General features: G+C 71.0%; 10 protein-coding genes. 4 read left to right on the top strand and 6 right to left on the bottom strand.

The window, feature by feature from the left end:
• The first annotated feature begins 35 nt into the window (after positions 1-35).
• From ICW72_RS16455 to ICW72_RS16445, 3 genes are all read left to right on the top strand, one after another.
• Positions 36-1,007: a Bug family tripartite tricarboxylate transporter substrate binding protein gene (locus tag ICW72_RS16455; protein WP_191083700.1), complete on the top strand. Its 972-nt coding sequence runs from the start codon at positions 36-38 to the stop codon at positions 1,005-1,007.
• A gap of 93 nt (positions 1,008-1,100) precedes the next feature.
• On the top strand, positions 1,101-3,038 hold the full coding sequence (gene acs / locus ICW72_RS16450) for an acetate--CoA ligase (RefSeq protein WP_191083699.1): 1,938 nt from the start codon (positions 1,101-1,103) through the stop codon (positions 3,036-3,038).
• Between the two features lie 46 nt (positions 3,039-3,084).
• A complete protein-coding gene (locus ICW72_RS16445) occupies positions 3,085-3,846 on the top strand; it encodes a hypothetical protein (protein ID WP_191083698.1) in 762 nt (253 codons plus the stop codon).
• 72 nt (positions 3,847-3,918) lie between these two features.
• On the opposite strand, the gene ICW72_RS16440 is transcribed toward ICW72_RS16445, so the two are convergent.
• The 6 genes from ICW72_RS16440 to ICW72_RS16415 all read right to left on the bottom strand — a co-directional run bounded on the left by ICW72_RS16440 (position 3,919) and on the right by ICW72_RS16415 (position 13,808).
• Positions 3,919-7,047 (bottom strand): efflux RND transporter permease subunit, encoded by a 3,129-nt coding sequence (locus ICW72_RS16440; RefSeq protein ID WP_191083697.1) that lies wholly within the window; start codon positions 7,045-7,047, stop codon positions 3,919-3,921.
• The gene (locus ICW72_RS16435; RefSeq protein ID WP_191083696.1) at positions 7,044-8,201 is read right to left on the bottom strand and encodes an efflux RND transporter periplasmic adaptor subunit; all 1,158 of its coding nucleotides are present in this window, start codon (positions 8,199-8,201) and stop codon (positions 7,044-7,046) included. Before ICW72_RS16435 ends, ICW72_RS16440 begins: the two co-directional genes overlap by 4 nt.
• A gap of 518 nt (positions 8,202-8,719) precedes the next feature.
• Positions 8,720-10,654 carry a TRAP transporter permease gene (locus tag ICW72_RS16430; RefSeq protein WP_191083695.1) on the bottom strand — a complete coding sequence of 645 codons (1,935 nt, stop codon included), beginning with the start codon at positions 10,652-10,654 and terminating at the stop codon, positions 8,720-8,722.
• 65 nt (positions 10,655-10,719) lie between these two features.
• On the bottom strand, positions 10,720-11,868 hold the full coding sequence (locus ICW72_RS16425; protein ID WP_191083694.1) for a TAXI family TRAP transporter solute-binding subunit: 1,149 nt from the start codon (positions 11,866-11,868) through the stop codon (positions 10,720-10,722).
• Between the two features lie 58 nt (positions 11,869-11,926).
• Positions 11,927-12,766, bottom strand: coding sequence for an alpha/beta fold hydrolase (locus ICW72_RS16420; RefSeq protein WP_191083693.1), 840 nt, complete (start codon positions 12,764-12,766; stop codon positions 11,927-11,929).
• 52 nt (positions 12,767-12,818) lie between these two features.
• The gene (locus tag ICW72_RS16415; RefSeq protein WP_191083692.1) at positions 12,819-13,808 is read right to left on the bottom strand and encodes a tripartite tricarboxylate transporter substrate binding protein; all 990 of its coding nucleotides are present in this window, start codon (positions 13,806-13,808) and stop codon (positions 12,819-12,821) included.
• Positions 13,809-13,972: 164 nt separating this feature from the next.
• On the opposite strand from ICW72_RS16415, the gene lpdA reads away from it, so the two are divergent.
• Positions 13,973-15,364 (top strand): dihydrolipoyl dehydrogenase, encoded by a 1,392-nt coding sequence (lpdA, locus tag ICW72_RS16410; RefSeq protein WP_191083691.1) that lies wholly within the window; start codon positions 13,973-13,975, stop codon positions 15,362-15,364.
• The last annotated feature ends 165 nt before the right edge of the window (positions 15,365-15,529 follow it).

Genomic DNA, 15,529 nt, shown 5'->3' with positions numbered 1-15,529 from the left:
CCCTATACGGCCGGCAAATGAACCGGAGGCCGCCCATGTCCATCCCCCGCCGCGCCGCCTTGGCGCTGCCCGCCCTGGCCATGGCAGGGGCTGCCCGGGCGCAACCCGCCTGGCCCTCGCGCCCCGTGCGGCTGATCGTGGGCTTCCCCGCCGGCTCCACCCCCGACATCGCGGCGCGCGCGCTCGCGCAGCACCTCCAGCCGGTGCTGGGCCAGCCGGTTGTGGTGGACAACCGGGCGGGCGGCGGCGGCACCATCGGGGTGGACGCGGCCCTTCGCGCCCAGGACGAGCACAGCCTGATCGTCACCATCGGCGGCCCCGGCTCCATCGCGCGGCTGGTCAACCCGCTTCTGCCCTATGACCCCGCGACCGACCTCATGCCCATCAGCCTGCTGGCGCGCATGCCCTTCGTGCTGTCGGTGAACCCGGGCGTGCCGGTGCGTGACGTGGCGGGGCTCATCGCCCATGCGCGGGCCAATCCGGGGCGGCTGAACTACGGCTCGGTGGGGGCGGGCACGCTGGGGCACCTCGTCACGGCGGAATTCGCGGCGCGGCATGGGCTGGAGATGACGCATGTGCCCTTCCGCTCCTGGCCCCAGGCCATCGGCGAGGTCGTGGCCGGGCGCGTGCAGCTGGTGGCCGCCGCCGCCGGCGCCGTGCTGCCGCAAGTGCTGTCCGAACAGGTGCGCCCCCTGGCCGTGACGGGCGAGGCCCGCATGAACCAGCTTCCCGCCATCCCCACCCTGCGCGAACAGAACGAGCCCGATATCGGCGCCTATGCCTGGATCGGCCTGTTTGCCCCGCGCGGCACGCCCGAGGCGCGCATCACCCGCCTGGCCGGCGAGGCCGCCGCCGCACTGGCCGCCCCCGAGACCCACCGGGCGCTCACCACCGCGGGGTTCGAGCCGCTGGGCACGCCGCCCGGCCCGCTGGCCACGCTGGTCCGCGACGAATTGTCCCATTGGGGCGAGGTGATCCAGCGCCTGGGCATCCGCCCTGAAAGTTGACAAGGCCCAACACTTGACAAGTCATTGACGTGCGGCGACCCGCCATGCGCCAATTCCGGAACAAAATGCCTGAAGTGAGGGAGACGCCACGCCATGCCCGATGACGGCCTCATCGCCATCAAGCCCGAGATCGCGGCCAAGGCCCGCGTGACCGCCGAGCGCCGCGCCGCCATGGCCGAGGCCGCCGCCACCGACCCCGACGGCTTCTGGCGCGGCGAGATGAAGCGCATCGCCTGGATGCGCGAACCCACCAGGATCAAGAACACCGACTTCACCGGGGACGTGTCCATCAAGTGGTTCGAGGATGGGGAGCTGAACGCCTCCGTCTCCTGCCTGGACCGCCACATCGCGGCGGGGCGGGGCGACCAGGTCGCCATCATCTGGGAGGGCGACGACCCCAATTCCGACAGCAAGACCACCTACGCCCAGCTTCATGCCCGCGTCTGCCAACTGGCCAACGCCATGCGCAAGCTGGGCGTGAAGAAGGGCGACCGCGTCTGCATCTATCTGCCCATGATCGTGGAAGCCGCGGTGGCGATGCTGGCCTGCGCGCGCATCGGGGCCGTGCATTCCATCGTCTTCGGCGGGTTCTCGCCCGACAGCCTCGCGTCGCGCATCCAGGACAGCGAATGCAGCCTGCTCATCACCGCCGATGAAGGCCGGCGCGGCGGCCGCAAGGTCCCGCTCAAGGCCAATGCGGACGAGGCGCTGAAATCCTGCCCCAGCGTGCGGCACGTCATCGTGGCGAAGAACACCGGCACCGAAGTCGCCATGCAGGAGGGGCGCGACCACGCCTGGGCCGCGCTGTGCGATGGCGAGCCCACGCAATGCGAGCCAGAGCGGATGAACGCGGAGGACCCGCTCTTCATCCTCTACACCTCGGGCTCCACCGGGAAGCCCAAGGGCGTGCTGCACACCACGGGCGGCTACATGGTGTGGGCGTCCTTCACCCATGAGCTGGTCTTCGACTACCGCCCGGGCGAGATCTACTGGTGCACCGCCGATGTGGGCTGGGTCACGGGCCACACCTACATCGTCTATGGCCCGCTCGCGAACGGGGCCACGACGCTGATGTTCGAGGGCGTGCCCTCCTGGCCCGACAATGGCCGCTTCTGGCAGGTGGTGGACAAGCACCAGGTCAACATCTTCTACACCGCGCCCACCGCCATCCGCGCCCTGATGCGCGACGGCGAGGGGCCGGTGAAGAAGCACAGCCGCGCGTCCTTGCGCATCCTCGGCAGCGTGGGCGAGCCCATCAACCCCGAGGCCTGGCTCTGGTATTACCGCGTGGTGGGCGATGAGCGCTGCCCCGTGGTGGACACCTGGTGGCAGACGGAGACGGGCGGCATCCTCATCTCGCCCCTGCCCGGCGCCGTCGCGCAGAAGCCCGGCTCCGCCACCCTGCCCCTGCCCGGCGTGAAGCCCGCCCTGGTGGATGGGGATGGAAAATTCCTGGAGGGGGCGACCGAGGGCAACCTCGTCATCACCGACAGCTGGCCCGGCCAGATGCGCACGGTCTATGGCGACCATGCGCGCTTCGTGCAGACCTATTTCTCGACCTTCCCCGGCCTCTACTTCACCGGCGACGGCGCGCGGCGCGACGCCGATGGCTATTGGTGGATCACCGGCCGCGTGGATGACGTGATCAACGTGGCCGGCCACCGCATGGGCACGGCCGAGGTGGAGAGCGCCCTCGTCGCCCACCCCAAGGTGGCCGAGGCCGCCGTGGTCGGCATGCCGCATGACCTGAAGGGCCAGGGCATCTACTGCTACGTCACGCTCAACGCGGGCGAGGAACCGTCGGACGCGCTGAAGAAGGAGCTGGTGGCCTGGGTGCGGAAGGAGATTGGCCCCATCGCGACGCCCGACGCCATCCAATGGGCGCCCGGCCTGCCCAAGACGCGCTCGGGCAAGATCATGCGGCGCATCCTCCGCAAGATCGCGGCGAACGAGACGGACAGCCTGGGCGACACCTCCACCCTGGCCGACCCCGCCGTGGTGCAGGAGCTGGTGGAGAACCGGGTGAAGTGAGCGCCCGCGCTTCCCGGCCTCCGGCCCGCCGCGCGAACCGCGCGGCATGAACCGGAGCATCGTCTTCCTCACCACCCCCACCAGCGCGACGGCATCGCTGTGGCGCGTCCTGCTTGCCATGAACGGGGGCCGCTACAAGCCCTTCGACATCGTGCATCGGCACTATGTGGCGCAGCGGATGGACCTGGTCGCGACGGAGGTGCCGCCCGCCACGGGTCACCTCGTCAAGCACAACGCGCCGCACCTCTTCAACCGCGCCACCCCGCTGGCCGACTACCGCTTCCTGCTGCACGCGCGCGACCCGCGGGACGTGCTGTGCAACCAGTATCACTGGCACTTCGTCCACCCCTTCCCTGGCGAGACGCCCGAGCAGGAGGCGGCGCGACGTCAACGCATCGCGGCGATGGGAATTGACGAATGGGTGCTGGCGCAGGACTTCACCCCCACCTTCCGCGGCTTCATGGACGTGGCGCAGCGCATCAACCCCGCCGATCGCCTTTTCATCGGCTATGTGCGGTATTGCCTGCACTTCGACGAGGTGATGGAGCGCATCGCCAACTTCCTCGGCACCTCAATAGACGCCATGACCCCCGCCCAGCTTGCCGCGCTGGAGCAGGAGCGCGTGGCCAATCTGGCCGGCAACCCGAAATGGATCGGCCAGACATGGGCCGGGGCGGACACCGCACCAGGCCGCCACCGCCAGGAGTTGCAGCCGCGCACCATCTGGAAGCTGTCCAACCGCTACGCCTGGTTCCTCGACTTCCTGCGCGAGACGGATGATCCGCGCGTCACCGCCGAATACAACTGAAGCGCGGCCCGCTTCGCCCCTGTGAGAGCGGGGGTCAACGTGTTCGGTGATTCCACCTCAACGCATCCCGCCCTATTCCGCCGGCGCTTGCGCCTGCGCCCAGGATTTCGGCCGAAGCCGCCGCGCCACCCAGCCCTCGAAGCGGTCCATGTAGACATAGGCCACGGGGACAAACAGCAGGCTCAGCAGCGTCGAGGTGGCCAGCCCGCCGATCACGACCAGCGCCATGGGCGCGCGGAACTCGCTCTCCGCGCCGATGCCGAGTGCGATATGCGCCATGCCCGCCACCATCGCGATGGTCGTCATCACGATGGGCCGAGCGCGCTTGCGGCAGGCCTCGATGATGGCCGTCTCGCGGTCCACCTGCCCGCCCGCGCGGATCATGATGGCGTATTCCACCAGCAGGATGGAGTTCTTCGCCACGATCCCCATCAGCATCAGCACGCCGATGACGGCCGAGACGCCCATGGCCTGCTGCGTCACCAGCAGCGCCAGCAGCGCGCCGCCCAGCGAGAGCGGCAGCGCCGACATGATGGTGAGCGGCTGCAAGAAGCCCCCGAACAGCAGCACCAGCACCAGGTAGACCAGCAGCACGCCCGTCCCCAGCGCCACCAGGAAGCCGCCGAACAGCTCCGCCATCACCTCGCTGTCGCCGGTGGGGCGGTTCGCGACACCAGGCGGCAGGTCCCGCATGATGGGCAGGGCGTTCACGCGCTGCATGGCATCGCCCAGCGGCATGCCGCCCAGCTCCGCCTCCACCGTCAACTGCCGCTGCCGCCCCAGCCGGTCTATCTGCGCCGGGCCGGCGGCGTGGGCGATGTCCGCCACCGCCTCCAGCGGCACGGGCAGGCCGCCGCGCCCTTCGACGCGCAGCGCGCGCAGCTCCGCCATGTCCGCCCGCGCGCGCTCATCCAGCATGACGCGGATGGGGATTTGCCGCTCGGCCAGGGTGAAGCGCGGCAGGGCTTGGTCCACATCGCCCACCGTCGCCAGCCGGATGGTGTTGGCGATGGCCGAGACCGAGACGCCGAGATCCGCGGCCCGCGCCTCGCGCGGCGTGATCTGCAATTCGGGCCTTGCCAGCGCGGCGGTGGACCGCGCGCCCGAAAGCCCCGGAATGGTCCGCATCTGCGCCGCCAGCGCATCGCCGGCCGCGGCCAGCGTCGCGGGGTCCTGCCCCACCAGCGTCACCTGCAGGCGCGAGCCGCTCTGCCCATCCGCGCCGAAGCGGATGCGCGCGCCGGGAATGCGCTCCAGCTCCGGCCGCAGCGCGTTCTCGATCTGCACCTGGCGCAGCGCGCGCTCCTGGAAGGGCACCAGCGTGGCCAGAATGTTCGCGACGCGCGGATCGCCATTGCGCGTCACGCTGCCGAGGCCCGGCCCGCCCCCGCCGCCCACCTGCGTGCCCAGGCTCGCGAAGACGGTCACCACCTCGGGCCGCGCGCGCAGGATGCGCGTCGCCTCGCGCACCGCCGCGTCCGTCTCCTCGATGGTGGCGCCGGGGGCGAGTTCGAGGGCCATCGAAATCCGCCCGCGATCCGCCCCCGGGACGAAATCGCGCGAGATGAAGGGGATCAGCGCCAGCGACATCGCGAAGAAGGCCACGCCGCCCAGGATGGTCAGCCGCTTGTGCCGCAGGCACCAGCGCAGCACGCCGCCATACCAGCGGCCCACCCGGCCCTCGCGCTCATGGTCATCGCGCGGCGGCTTCAGGAAATAGGCGCCGAGCAGCGGCGTCAGCAGCCGCGCCACCACCAGCGAGAACACCACCGCCGCCGCCACCGTCAGCCCGAATTGCCGGAAGAACTGGCCGGGAATGCCCGGCATGAAGGCCACCGGCACGAAGACGGCCAGGATGGTCGCCGTCGTCGCCACCACCGCGAGGCCGATCTCGGCCGAGGCGTCGAGCGAGGCGCGGAACACGCTGATGCCCGGCGTCTGCCTGATGTGCCGCACCGTGTTCTCGATCTCGACGATGGCGTCGTCCACCAGCACGCCCACCACCAGCGTCAGCCCCAGCAGCGTGACGTTGTTGAGCGAGAAGCCCAGCCACTGCATCACGAAGAAGGTGGGGATGAGCGAGAGCGGCATGGCCAGCGAGGCCATGATCGTCGCCCGCCAGTCGCGCAGGAACAGATAGACCACCAGCATGGCCAGCACCGAGCCGATCACCAGCGCCTCCACCGCCGCGTGGTAGCCGGCCATCACGAAGGTGGCGGTGGTGGTGACGGGTGTGACCTCCACATCCAGCTCGGCCGAGAGGGCGCGGGCGCGGGCCATCACCTCCTCCGCCACGCGCACCTCCGAGGAGCCGCGCGTGCGGACGATCTCGAAGCCCACCACCGGCCTGCCATCCAGCCGCGCCGCGGTGCGGATTTCCGCCGTGCCATCCTCCACATCGGCCAGCTCCGCCAGCCGCGCGGAGCGGCCGCTGGGCAGGATGATGCTGCGCTCGCGCAGCTCCTCCACCGTGATGGCGGAACCCAGCGTGCGGATGGCCTGCTCGCCCGTGCCGATGGTGCCGCGGCCGCCGGGGAGGTTGATGTTCTGCTCGCGCAGCTGCGCGTTCACCTGGCCCGCGGTGATGCCCAGCGCCAGCAGCCGGTCGGGCCGCAGCGCCACGCGGATTTCCCGCGCGACGCCCCCCACGCGGTTCACCTGCGCCACCCCATTCACGGCCAGCATGGCGCGCGAGATGGTGTCGTCCACCAGCCAGCTCAGCTCCGGCACCGTCAGCCGGGGCGAGGAGACGGTGAAGGTGACGATGGCCCCGCCCGTGGCCTCGACGCGCGTCACCACGGGTTCGCGCACGCCGGCCGGCAAATCGCTGCGGATGCGCCCCACCGCGTCGCGCACGTCATTGGCCGCGCGATCTATGTTGGTGCCCAGCGTGAACTCGACGATGGTGGTGGAACTGCCATCCACGATGATCGAGCGGATGGTCTTCACCTGCCCCAGCCCCGCCACCGCATCCTCGACGCGGCGGGTCACCTGGGTTTCCATCTCGGTGGGCGCCGCCCCCGACTGCACCACCGAGATCACCACCGCCGGCAGATCGAGGTCCGGCGTGTTGTTGATTCGCAGCATGGGGTAGGCGAAGATCCCCGCCACCGTCAGCAGCAGGAAGATGACGGTGGTCGCGACCGGGTTGTGGATGGCCCAGCCCGAGATGTTGCGGTGCTGCGGCTCGATGCGGCTCATGGCGCCGCGACCCGCACCAGATCGCCATCGGCCAGGAAGCCCGCGCCGGAGAGCACCACGCGCTCCCCTTCCGCCAGCCCCTCGCGCACCTCGACCATCCCCTCCAGCCGCTGGCCGAGGGTGAGGCGGCGCAGGCGCACCCGCTCCTCGCCCGGGGCCAGGGTGAAGACGGCGGGCGCGCCGTCACGGAACACCACCGTGGCGGCCGGGATCAGCACGGCCGGGCGGGGCGGGCCCATGATCTCGGCGCGGGCGAACATGCCGGGCAGCAGGCCCGACCCGGGCGGCAGCGCCACATGCACGGTGCCCAGCCGGTTCTCTGTGGTGATGGTGGGGGCGATGGCGCGCACCTCGGCCATGATCTCCCGCCCGCCATGGCGCACACGGACGGGCTGGCCGGGCGCGATGCCGGCCAGTTCGAGCTCCGGCACGCGGGCGTTGAGTTCCAGCCTTCCGTCACGCACCAGGCGCAGCGCCTCCTGCCCCGGCGCCGTCACCGCGCCGATGCGCAGCACCACGCGGGAGACCAGGCCATCGGTCGGCGCCAGCATCGTCGCCTGGGCGAGGCGTGCCGCCACCTCCTCGCGCCGCGCGATGGCGGCCGCGAGCCGCGCCTCGGCCTGGGCGGCGACGGATTCGCGCTGCTCCAGCACCTGCCGGGGCCCGATCCCGCCGCTGGCCAGGGTGCGGGCGCGCGCCACCTCGCTCTGGGCGAAGTCCAGCGCCAGCCTGGCCTCGTTGATGCTGGCCTCCACCTGGGCGCCCTGGGCGCGCAGCAGGGCGTCGTCCAGCCGCACCAGCACATCGCCGGCGCGGACCTGGTCGCCCTCCTCCACCCGCACCTCCAGCACGCGCAGGCCGCCCACCTCAGGGCCCAGCACCAGCTCCTGCCAGGGCGCGACGCTGCCATCGCCCACCACGGGCACGGCCAGCGGCCGGGTGGTGGCGGGGATGAGCGGGACGGTCAGCACGGGCGTCGGGCCGATGGCGGCGGGCGCCCGAGGGGTGGCGGCGGGTCGCGGCCAGAGGAACCAAGCCGCGGCGGCCAGGGCCAGCAGCACCAGCACGAGCATGACGACGCGCCCGCGCCGACGCGCGGGGCGGGAGGCCTGGGCCTCCTCCGCCTCCTGGGGACGGGCATCGAGCATGTTCATCGGAAGGAAGGCCGGCCGGCGGGGCGAGGTTGCATTGCCACGCGGTTATCCCACGAAAGGCACTCCCCGCGCAGGCCAATTCCGCGCCATGAGATGATCTGTAACACCCATGATCTACGCCCTCAGGCGCCGGGCGCGCGCTCCGCGCGCTGGGCTTTCGCCGCGCGACGGGTGCGCCTGTGGCGCAGTCGGTGGGGCGGCGCCGGCCGCCTTGCGGCCGGATTCGTCCGACTGAGCGCCCGCCCTATCATGATTCACGTCCTCAGACGCCGGGCGCGCGCTCCGCGCCCTGGGCTTTCGCCGCGCGACGGGTGGGCCCGTGGCGCAGTCGGTTGGGCGGCGCCGGCCGCCTTGCGGCCGGATTGGTCTGGCTGGGCGCCCGCCTTGTCATGATTCACGCCCTCAGGCGCCGGGCGCGCGCTCCGCGCGCTGGGCTTTCGCCGCACGACGGGTGCGCCTGTGGCGCGGTCGGTGGGGCGGCGCCGGCCGCCTTGCGGCCGGATTCGGGCCGGCTGCGCTTATGCCGCCACCCTCGGCCTCGCCAGCCACATGGCCAGGATGCCCGCCAGCGCGATGCCCAGTCCCAGCAGGTCCGTCATCCCCTCCGGGATCAGCAGCAGCAGCCCGCCCACCAGGATGGGGATGCGCGCCCAGGTCGGCGTGGCCCCCACGCCATAGACATACCCCTCGAAGGCCGAGGCCAGCATGAAGATCGCCACCCCCGCCGTCGCCACCGATTGCAGGATCAGCGGCAGGTCGCCCCGCAGGATCAGCGCCGGCTGCAACACGAACAGCACCGGCAGCAGCATCAGCAGGCAGCCGATGCGCAGCGACATCAGCCCCGTCTTCATCGGCGAGGATTTCGCGATGGAGGCCGCGGCGATGGCCGCCAGCGCCACCGGCGGCGTGATGAAGGAGACGATGCCCCAGTAGAGGACGTAGAGATGCGAGGCCATCGGGTCCAACCCCGCCTGCACCAGCGCCGGCGCCAGCACGATGGCCAGGAAGATGTAGCAGGCGGACGCCGTCATCCCCATGCCCAGGATGAAGCTGGTGATGGCGCCGAAGAACAGCAGCAGCCCGATATTGCCCGCCGCATACTGCACCAGCTCGCGCGAGAAGGAGTTGGCGACGCCCGTGACGGACAGCGCCCCGATGATGAGGCCGATGCCCGCGATGAGGGCCACGATCTGCGCCACCGCCTGCCCGCCATCCACCACCAGCCGGCAGAAGGACATCAGGTTGAACCCGGTCACCTTGCGCCGCAGCACCGCCACGACCAGCAGGAAGAGGCAGACCCAGAAGGGCGCCTGCGCCTCCATCCGGAAGGCCAGCAGCAGCACCGTCAGCCCCACGATGGCGCCGATGAAATACCAGCCCGAAGCCAGCGTGGGGCCGAGCGGCGGCACCTCCGACTTCGGCACGCCCCTGAGCCCCTTCCGCACGGCATAGAGGTCGGTCTGCAGGAAGAGTGCCGCGTAGAACAGCACCGAGGGCAGCAGCGCCGCCAGCATCACCTCGGCATAGGGCACGTTCAGGAAGGTCGCCATGATGAAGGCCGCGGCCCCCATCACGGGCGGCATCAGCGCCCCACCCGTGGAGGAACAGGCCTCCACCGCCCCCGCGTAATGCGCCGAATAGCCGCAGCGCTTCATGGTGGGGATGGTCAGCGTGCCTGTCGTCAGCACGTTGGAGGTGGGGCTGCCCGAGAGCATGCCGAAGGTGGCGGACGACACCACCGCGACCTTGGCCGGCCCGCCGCGCGAGGTGCCCATCAAGGCCAGCGCGAAATCCATGAAGAAGGCGGCCCCGCCCGTGGCGGAGAGCACCACGCCGAAAACCAGGAAGCCGATCAGCGTGTCCGCCACCACCTGCATGGGGATGCCGATGATGCTCTCGGTGCCGAAGACATGCTCGCGCACCGTGTCGAGCGGGCTGAACTCCACGCCCCAGAGGAAGCCCGGCATGTCGCCCGCGAAGATGGGAAAGGCGCCGAAGATGAGGCAGGCGAAGAACAGCACGTTCTCGCCCGTGCGCCGCACCCCATCCAGGATCATCACGATCAGCGCGACACCCAGCCAGGCCGCCCAGTCGGGCGCCGTCGCGTTCCAGCCCGCGAGCTGGATGGTGAGCGAGACGGTGGCCAGCCACACGCTGATGCCCAGCGTGGCCGCCGCCAACAGCCAGTCGAACCAGGGCACATGCGTCTTCTGCCGCTTGATGGCGGGGAAGGCCAGGAAGGCGAAGCCGCCGAAGCAGCCGATGATGAGGTAGTAATAGGCCGTGCTGATTGGCCGGAACCCGCCCACGCCCAGGTTGAAGACCTGGTTGATGGTCAGCAGCAGCCCCGCCGCCGACAGCACGAAGGCCGCCCAGAAGGCGGCCCCGGTCAGGCGTCCCGATCGCGCCTCCGGGTCCTCGATGACAGGGGCGGCGGCGACGGTGCTGGACATGCGGGGAAACCGGACGGGAGGTGAAAGAAAAACCGCCGCCGGGGGTCCGGCGGCGGTGAAGGGGCTCAGCCGAGGGTGGCGAGTGCGGCGCGGCGCCGTTCCGTCCAGGCCTCGGCGAAGGCTTCGGCCGGCTGGCTGCGGGCGCCGGGCAGGAATTCGGCCCAGGCGGCGCGCAGCGTGTTCAGGCGGGTCAGCGTCGTGTCCTGCCAGCGCTGGATGTCGGCGTTCCAGATGTTGCGCTCGCGCAGGAAGCGGATGGCGCCTTCGTGGAAGGGCGCGTCCATCGGCGGCGTGCCGGCCAGGTTCATGGCCCAGCGCGGCATGATGGGGTTCGTGTCCTTGAACATGTCGAAGCTGTCGGTGATGGCCGTCATCAGCGCATAGACCTCGGCCTCGGCCGCGTCCGCGTTCACCGTGATCATGGGGTAGCGATAGCCCATGACATTGGCCGGATTCTGCTCGGACATGCCGGCGCCGATGGTCTCGGCGAAGGGCTCCACGAAGGGCACGGCGCGCTGCGCCCGCGCCCAGCCCTCGGCGTTGTTGGGGTCGAGCTGCACCCAGGAGATGCCGCGCGGGCTCGCCTCCAGCTCCCGCAGCACGGCGGCCGCCGGGGCGGCGCCGGCGCAATCGGCCCGGCCCTCGATCAGCGCGCGCAGGCTCGCGGCGTAGGAGGGGAACTGCACGATCTGCACGTCGTTCAGCGTGAGGCCGGCAAAGGCCAGGATGGGCTCGACCTTGATGTTCACCGAGGAATTGGCCGGCACCCAGGCCATGCGCTTGCCGCGCAGATCCTCGGGCTTCGTGATCCCGCTCTCGCGCGTCGCCACCACCGAGAAGGCGTTCTTGCGCCCGGCCAGCACGCGGAAATCCTGCGGGCCCCAATCCGGCGTCGCGTATTCGTAGAGGCCCTCGGCGGCGAAATAGAGTTCGTTGGCCAGCCAGGCATGGCTCGCGCGGCGCTGCTTCAGCGGCAGGATGCGGCCGATGGAGGTGCCCGAGGGCTGCAGCCGCACGCGGGTGCCATGGGCGCGGCCCAGCGCGTCGGAGATGGCCGAGGCCTCGACATAGCCCGTCGAGCCCACGTCATAGACGGACCAGATCATGGTGGCGGGCAGGTTGGCGAGGTTGCGGCTCTGCGCCAGCGCGGGCGTGGCGAGGCCCGCGGCGCCAAGCGCGCCACCAAGGGCGAAGGTGTTGCGACGGGTGATCATCTGGACGGCCTCCTCGGTTATTCGTTGCGAGGTTTGTCGGCCAGGAAGACGCGGCCTGTCAACGCGCCGCGCCCCAGCCATTCTCCAGCATGAAAGCCTCGACCAGCGCGTTGAAGGCGGCCGGCTTCTCGAAATAGGCGGAGTGCCCGGCGGCCGGGATCATCGCCACCCGCGCGCCCGGAATGGCCTGCACCATGCCGGCGGGGGCGAAGGGCGGCAGCACCTGGTCCTCGCCATTCGCGAGGAACAGCACGGGGCAGCGCGCGGCCGCCAGGTCGGCCGGCGGGCGGGTGCGGGCGGCGCCCAGGCGGGCGCGCAGCGCCTCGCGGTCCCAGCCCTGGGTCAGCCCGTTGATCTGCCGATACAGATGCGCCAGCGCCGGGCTTTCCGCCGCCATGCGCGGGCCGGAGGCGGGCAGGATGTGGCGCTCCAGCATGGCGGCCCGCGCCGACGCACTCTCCGCCTGCCAGGGGGCGAGTTGCTCCGGCACCGGCGAAGCGGCCTGGCGCGGGTCGAGCGAGCCGGTGGTCGCCGCCAGCACCAGCGCGCGCACCCGGCCGGGATGGGCGATGGCGAATTCCACGCCCGTCCAGCCGCCCATGGATTGGCAGACCAGCGCCACCTCGCCATGGCCCAGATGGTCCAGCAGCGCCGCCAGATCCGGCGCGTATTCGGCCGGGTCCACCCCCATCTCGGGCGCGGTGGAGGGATAAAAGCCCCGGTGCGAGAAGGCGATGCAGGTGTAGTTCGCCGCGAAATGCGCCACCTGCTGCCACCAGGACATCAGGCAGCCCCCCAGCCCATGCGCGAAGACCAAGGGCGGCCCCTGCCCCGTCACCTCATAGGCCAGCGTGCAGTCGGGGCGCGCCAGCGTGCCGGCGCGGTGGGGGAAGCTCATGCGGGGCGGGTTCCGGAAAAAGGGGGGCGCGACGGCCGCGCCCCCGGAGGCATCATTCCATGCGGATGCCGAGGCGCGTCACGATCTCGCGCTCATAGGCCGCGCGCTGGACGATGAAGTCGCGATACTGCTCGCTGTCCAGATAGACGGTCGGCATGTCGAACTGGTTGCGGACGCGGGTGTTCTCCTCGCTCATCAGCGCCTGCTTGAAGGCGTCATGCAGGATGCGGACGATGCCCGGGTCCATCCGCGGCGGGCCGCTGATGCCGTAGTTGGAGGTGACCACGATGTCATAGCCCAGCTCGCGCAGGGTCGGCACGTCGGGGAAGCGCGGCGCGCGCTCGGCGCTCCAGACGCACAGCGCGCGCATCCGCCCCGCCTCCACATGCGGCGCCCAGGTGGAGCTGTCGGCGATCATGGTCACCTGCCCGCCCAGCACGGCAGTGATGCCCTCGGTGGCGCCGCGGAACGGGACATGGGTGAACTCCACCCGCTCCCGCGCCGAGATATCCTCCATCGCCAGGTGGTTGGTGGTGGCGATGCCGGAGGTGGAATAGCTCAGCTCACCCGGCCGGCGGCGCGCCTCGGCCAGCAGGTCCTGGAAGGTGCGGATGGGGCTGTCGGCCCGCACCGCGATGCCGAAGAGCCAGCCCGTCAGCCCGATGATGTGGGTGAAGTCCGTCGTGGAGTCCCATTGCGGCTGGCGCACCAGGAAGGGCCGGCGGACGACGGAGAGGTGCATCTGCCCCACCGTGTAGCCATCGGGCCGCGCCTCGCGCGCCATGTGGATGGCGTGCAGCGTGCCGCCGGCGCCGGCCCGGTTCTCGATCACCACGGGCTGGCCCAGATGCCGCTGGGCCATTTCCGCCAGGTTGCGCAGCTGCACGTCGGAGCTGCCGCCCGGCGGCCAGGGCACGATCAGGCGCACGGCGCGCGTCGGGAAGGCGGCCTGGGCGCCGGCGAGGCGGGGTGCCGCCAGCGGCGCGGCCACGGCGGCGGCAAGGGCGGTGCGGCGCGGAAACGGGCCGGGCTTGAAACTCATGCGGAAGCTCCTCCTTCGGGCAGGGCGCATCTGCCGGCGCCCTTGACGTGGCCATGGTGGACCGCGCCCGCGCCCTTTGCCAAGCAGGAGTGTGCCGTCGCGCCTTGCATCCTGGGCCGCCCCGCGCCAAGGTCCGCCCGCATTTCCGGGTTGAGGGGCAGAACATGTCCGAAGCGTTCGACGTCATCGTGATCGGGGCTGGCCCCGGCGGCTATGTGTGCGCCATCCGCGCCGCGCAGCTGGGTCTCAAGGTCGCCTGCGTGGAGAAGCGCGCCACGCTGGGCGGCACCTGCCTGAATGTGGGCTGCATCCCCTCCAAGGCGCTGCTGCAAAGCTCCGAGCATTACGAGGAGGCCCTGCACAAGCTGGCCGACCATGGCGTGCAGGTGGGCGGCGTGACCCTCGACCTCGCGCGGATGCAGGCCCGCAAGGGCGAGGTCGTCTCGGCCAACGTCAAGGGCATCGAATTCCTGTTCAAGAAGAACAAGGTGACCTGGCTGAAGGGTGCGGGGCGCATCGTCTCGCCCGGCAAGGTGGCCGTGGACGGCACCGAATACGAAACGAAGCACATCGTCATCGCGACCGGCAGCGAGAGCATCCCGCTCCCCGGCGTCGAGGTGGATGAGAAGCGCGTCGTCACCAGCACGGGCGGCCTGGAGCTGTCCGAGGTGCCGAAGCACCTGGTCGTCATCGGCGGCGGCTATATCGGGCTGGAGCTGGGCAGCGTCTGGCGCCGCCTGGGCGCGGAAGTGACGGTGGTGGAATTCCTCGACCGCCTGGTGCCCGCCATGGACACCGAGGTCGGCAAGGCCTTCGAGCGCGTGCTGGGCAAGCAGGGCTTCAAGTTCCGCCTCAAGACCAAGGTGACGGGTGCGAAGGTGGACGCCGATGGCGTGGACCTGACGCTGGAGCCCGCCGCCGGCGGCGCGGCCGAGACGCTGCGCGCCGATGTGGTGCTGCTGGCCATCGGCCGCCGCCCGTATCTGGCGGGCCTCGGTTTGGAGGAAGCGGGCGTGGCGCTGGACGATCGCGGCCGCGTCGCCACCGATGGGCATTTCGCGACCAATGTCCCGGGCATCTGGGCCATCGGTGACGCCATCGCCGGCCCCATGCTGGCCCACAAGGCCGAGGAGGAGGGCGTGGCGCTCGCCGAGCAGCTGGTCGGCCAGAAGCCGCACCTCAACCCGCTGACCATTCCGGGCGTGGTCTACACCTGGCCGGAGGTCGCCTCGGTCGGCGAGACCGAGGAGATGCTCAAGGCCCGCGGCCAGGGCTACAAAGTCGGAAAATTCCCCTTCACCGCCAATGGCCGCGCCCGCGCCATGGGCGAGCTGGACGGCTTCGTGAAGCTGCTGGCCGACGACAAGACGGACCGCCTGCTGGGTGCCCACATCATCGGGCCGGATGCCGGCACGCTGATCGCGGAGATCGCGCTGGCGATGGAGTTCGGCGCGTCGAGCGAGGATGTGGCGCGGACCTGCCACGCGCATCCCTCGCTGAACGAGGCGGTGAAGGAAGCGGCGCTCGCTGTCGCAGGGCGCGCGCTTCATATCTAAGTTGCGAGGGCGAGCGTTTTATTTTTCGCCCTCAGGCGCCGGGCGCGCGCTCCGCGCGCTTGGCTGCGCCGCGCGACGGGTGCTCCGGTTGGCGCTGTCGGTTGGGCGGCGCCGGCCGCGTTGCGGCCGGATCCTCGACGGTCAGTTCTAAGATGCGGCAGGGGC

The sequence above is a fragment of the Roseococcus microcysteis genome, from assembly GCF_014764365.1.
GTDB classification, from domain to species: domain Bacteria; phylum Pseudomonadota; class Alphaproteobacteria; order Acetobacterales; family Acetobacteraceae; genus Roseococcus; species Roseococcus microcysteis.
The sequence above is the reverse complement of the archived record's forward strand: the minus strand, read 5'-3'. Positions and strand labels throughout refer to the sequence as shown.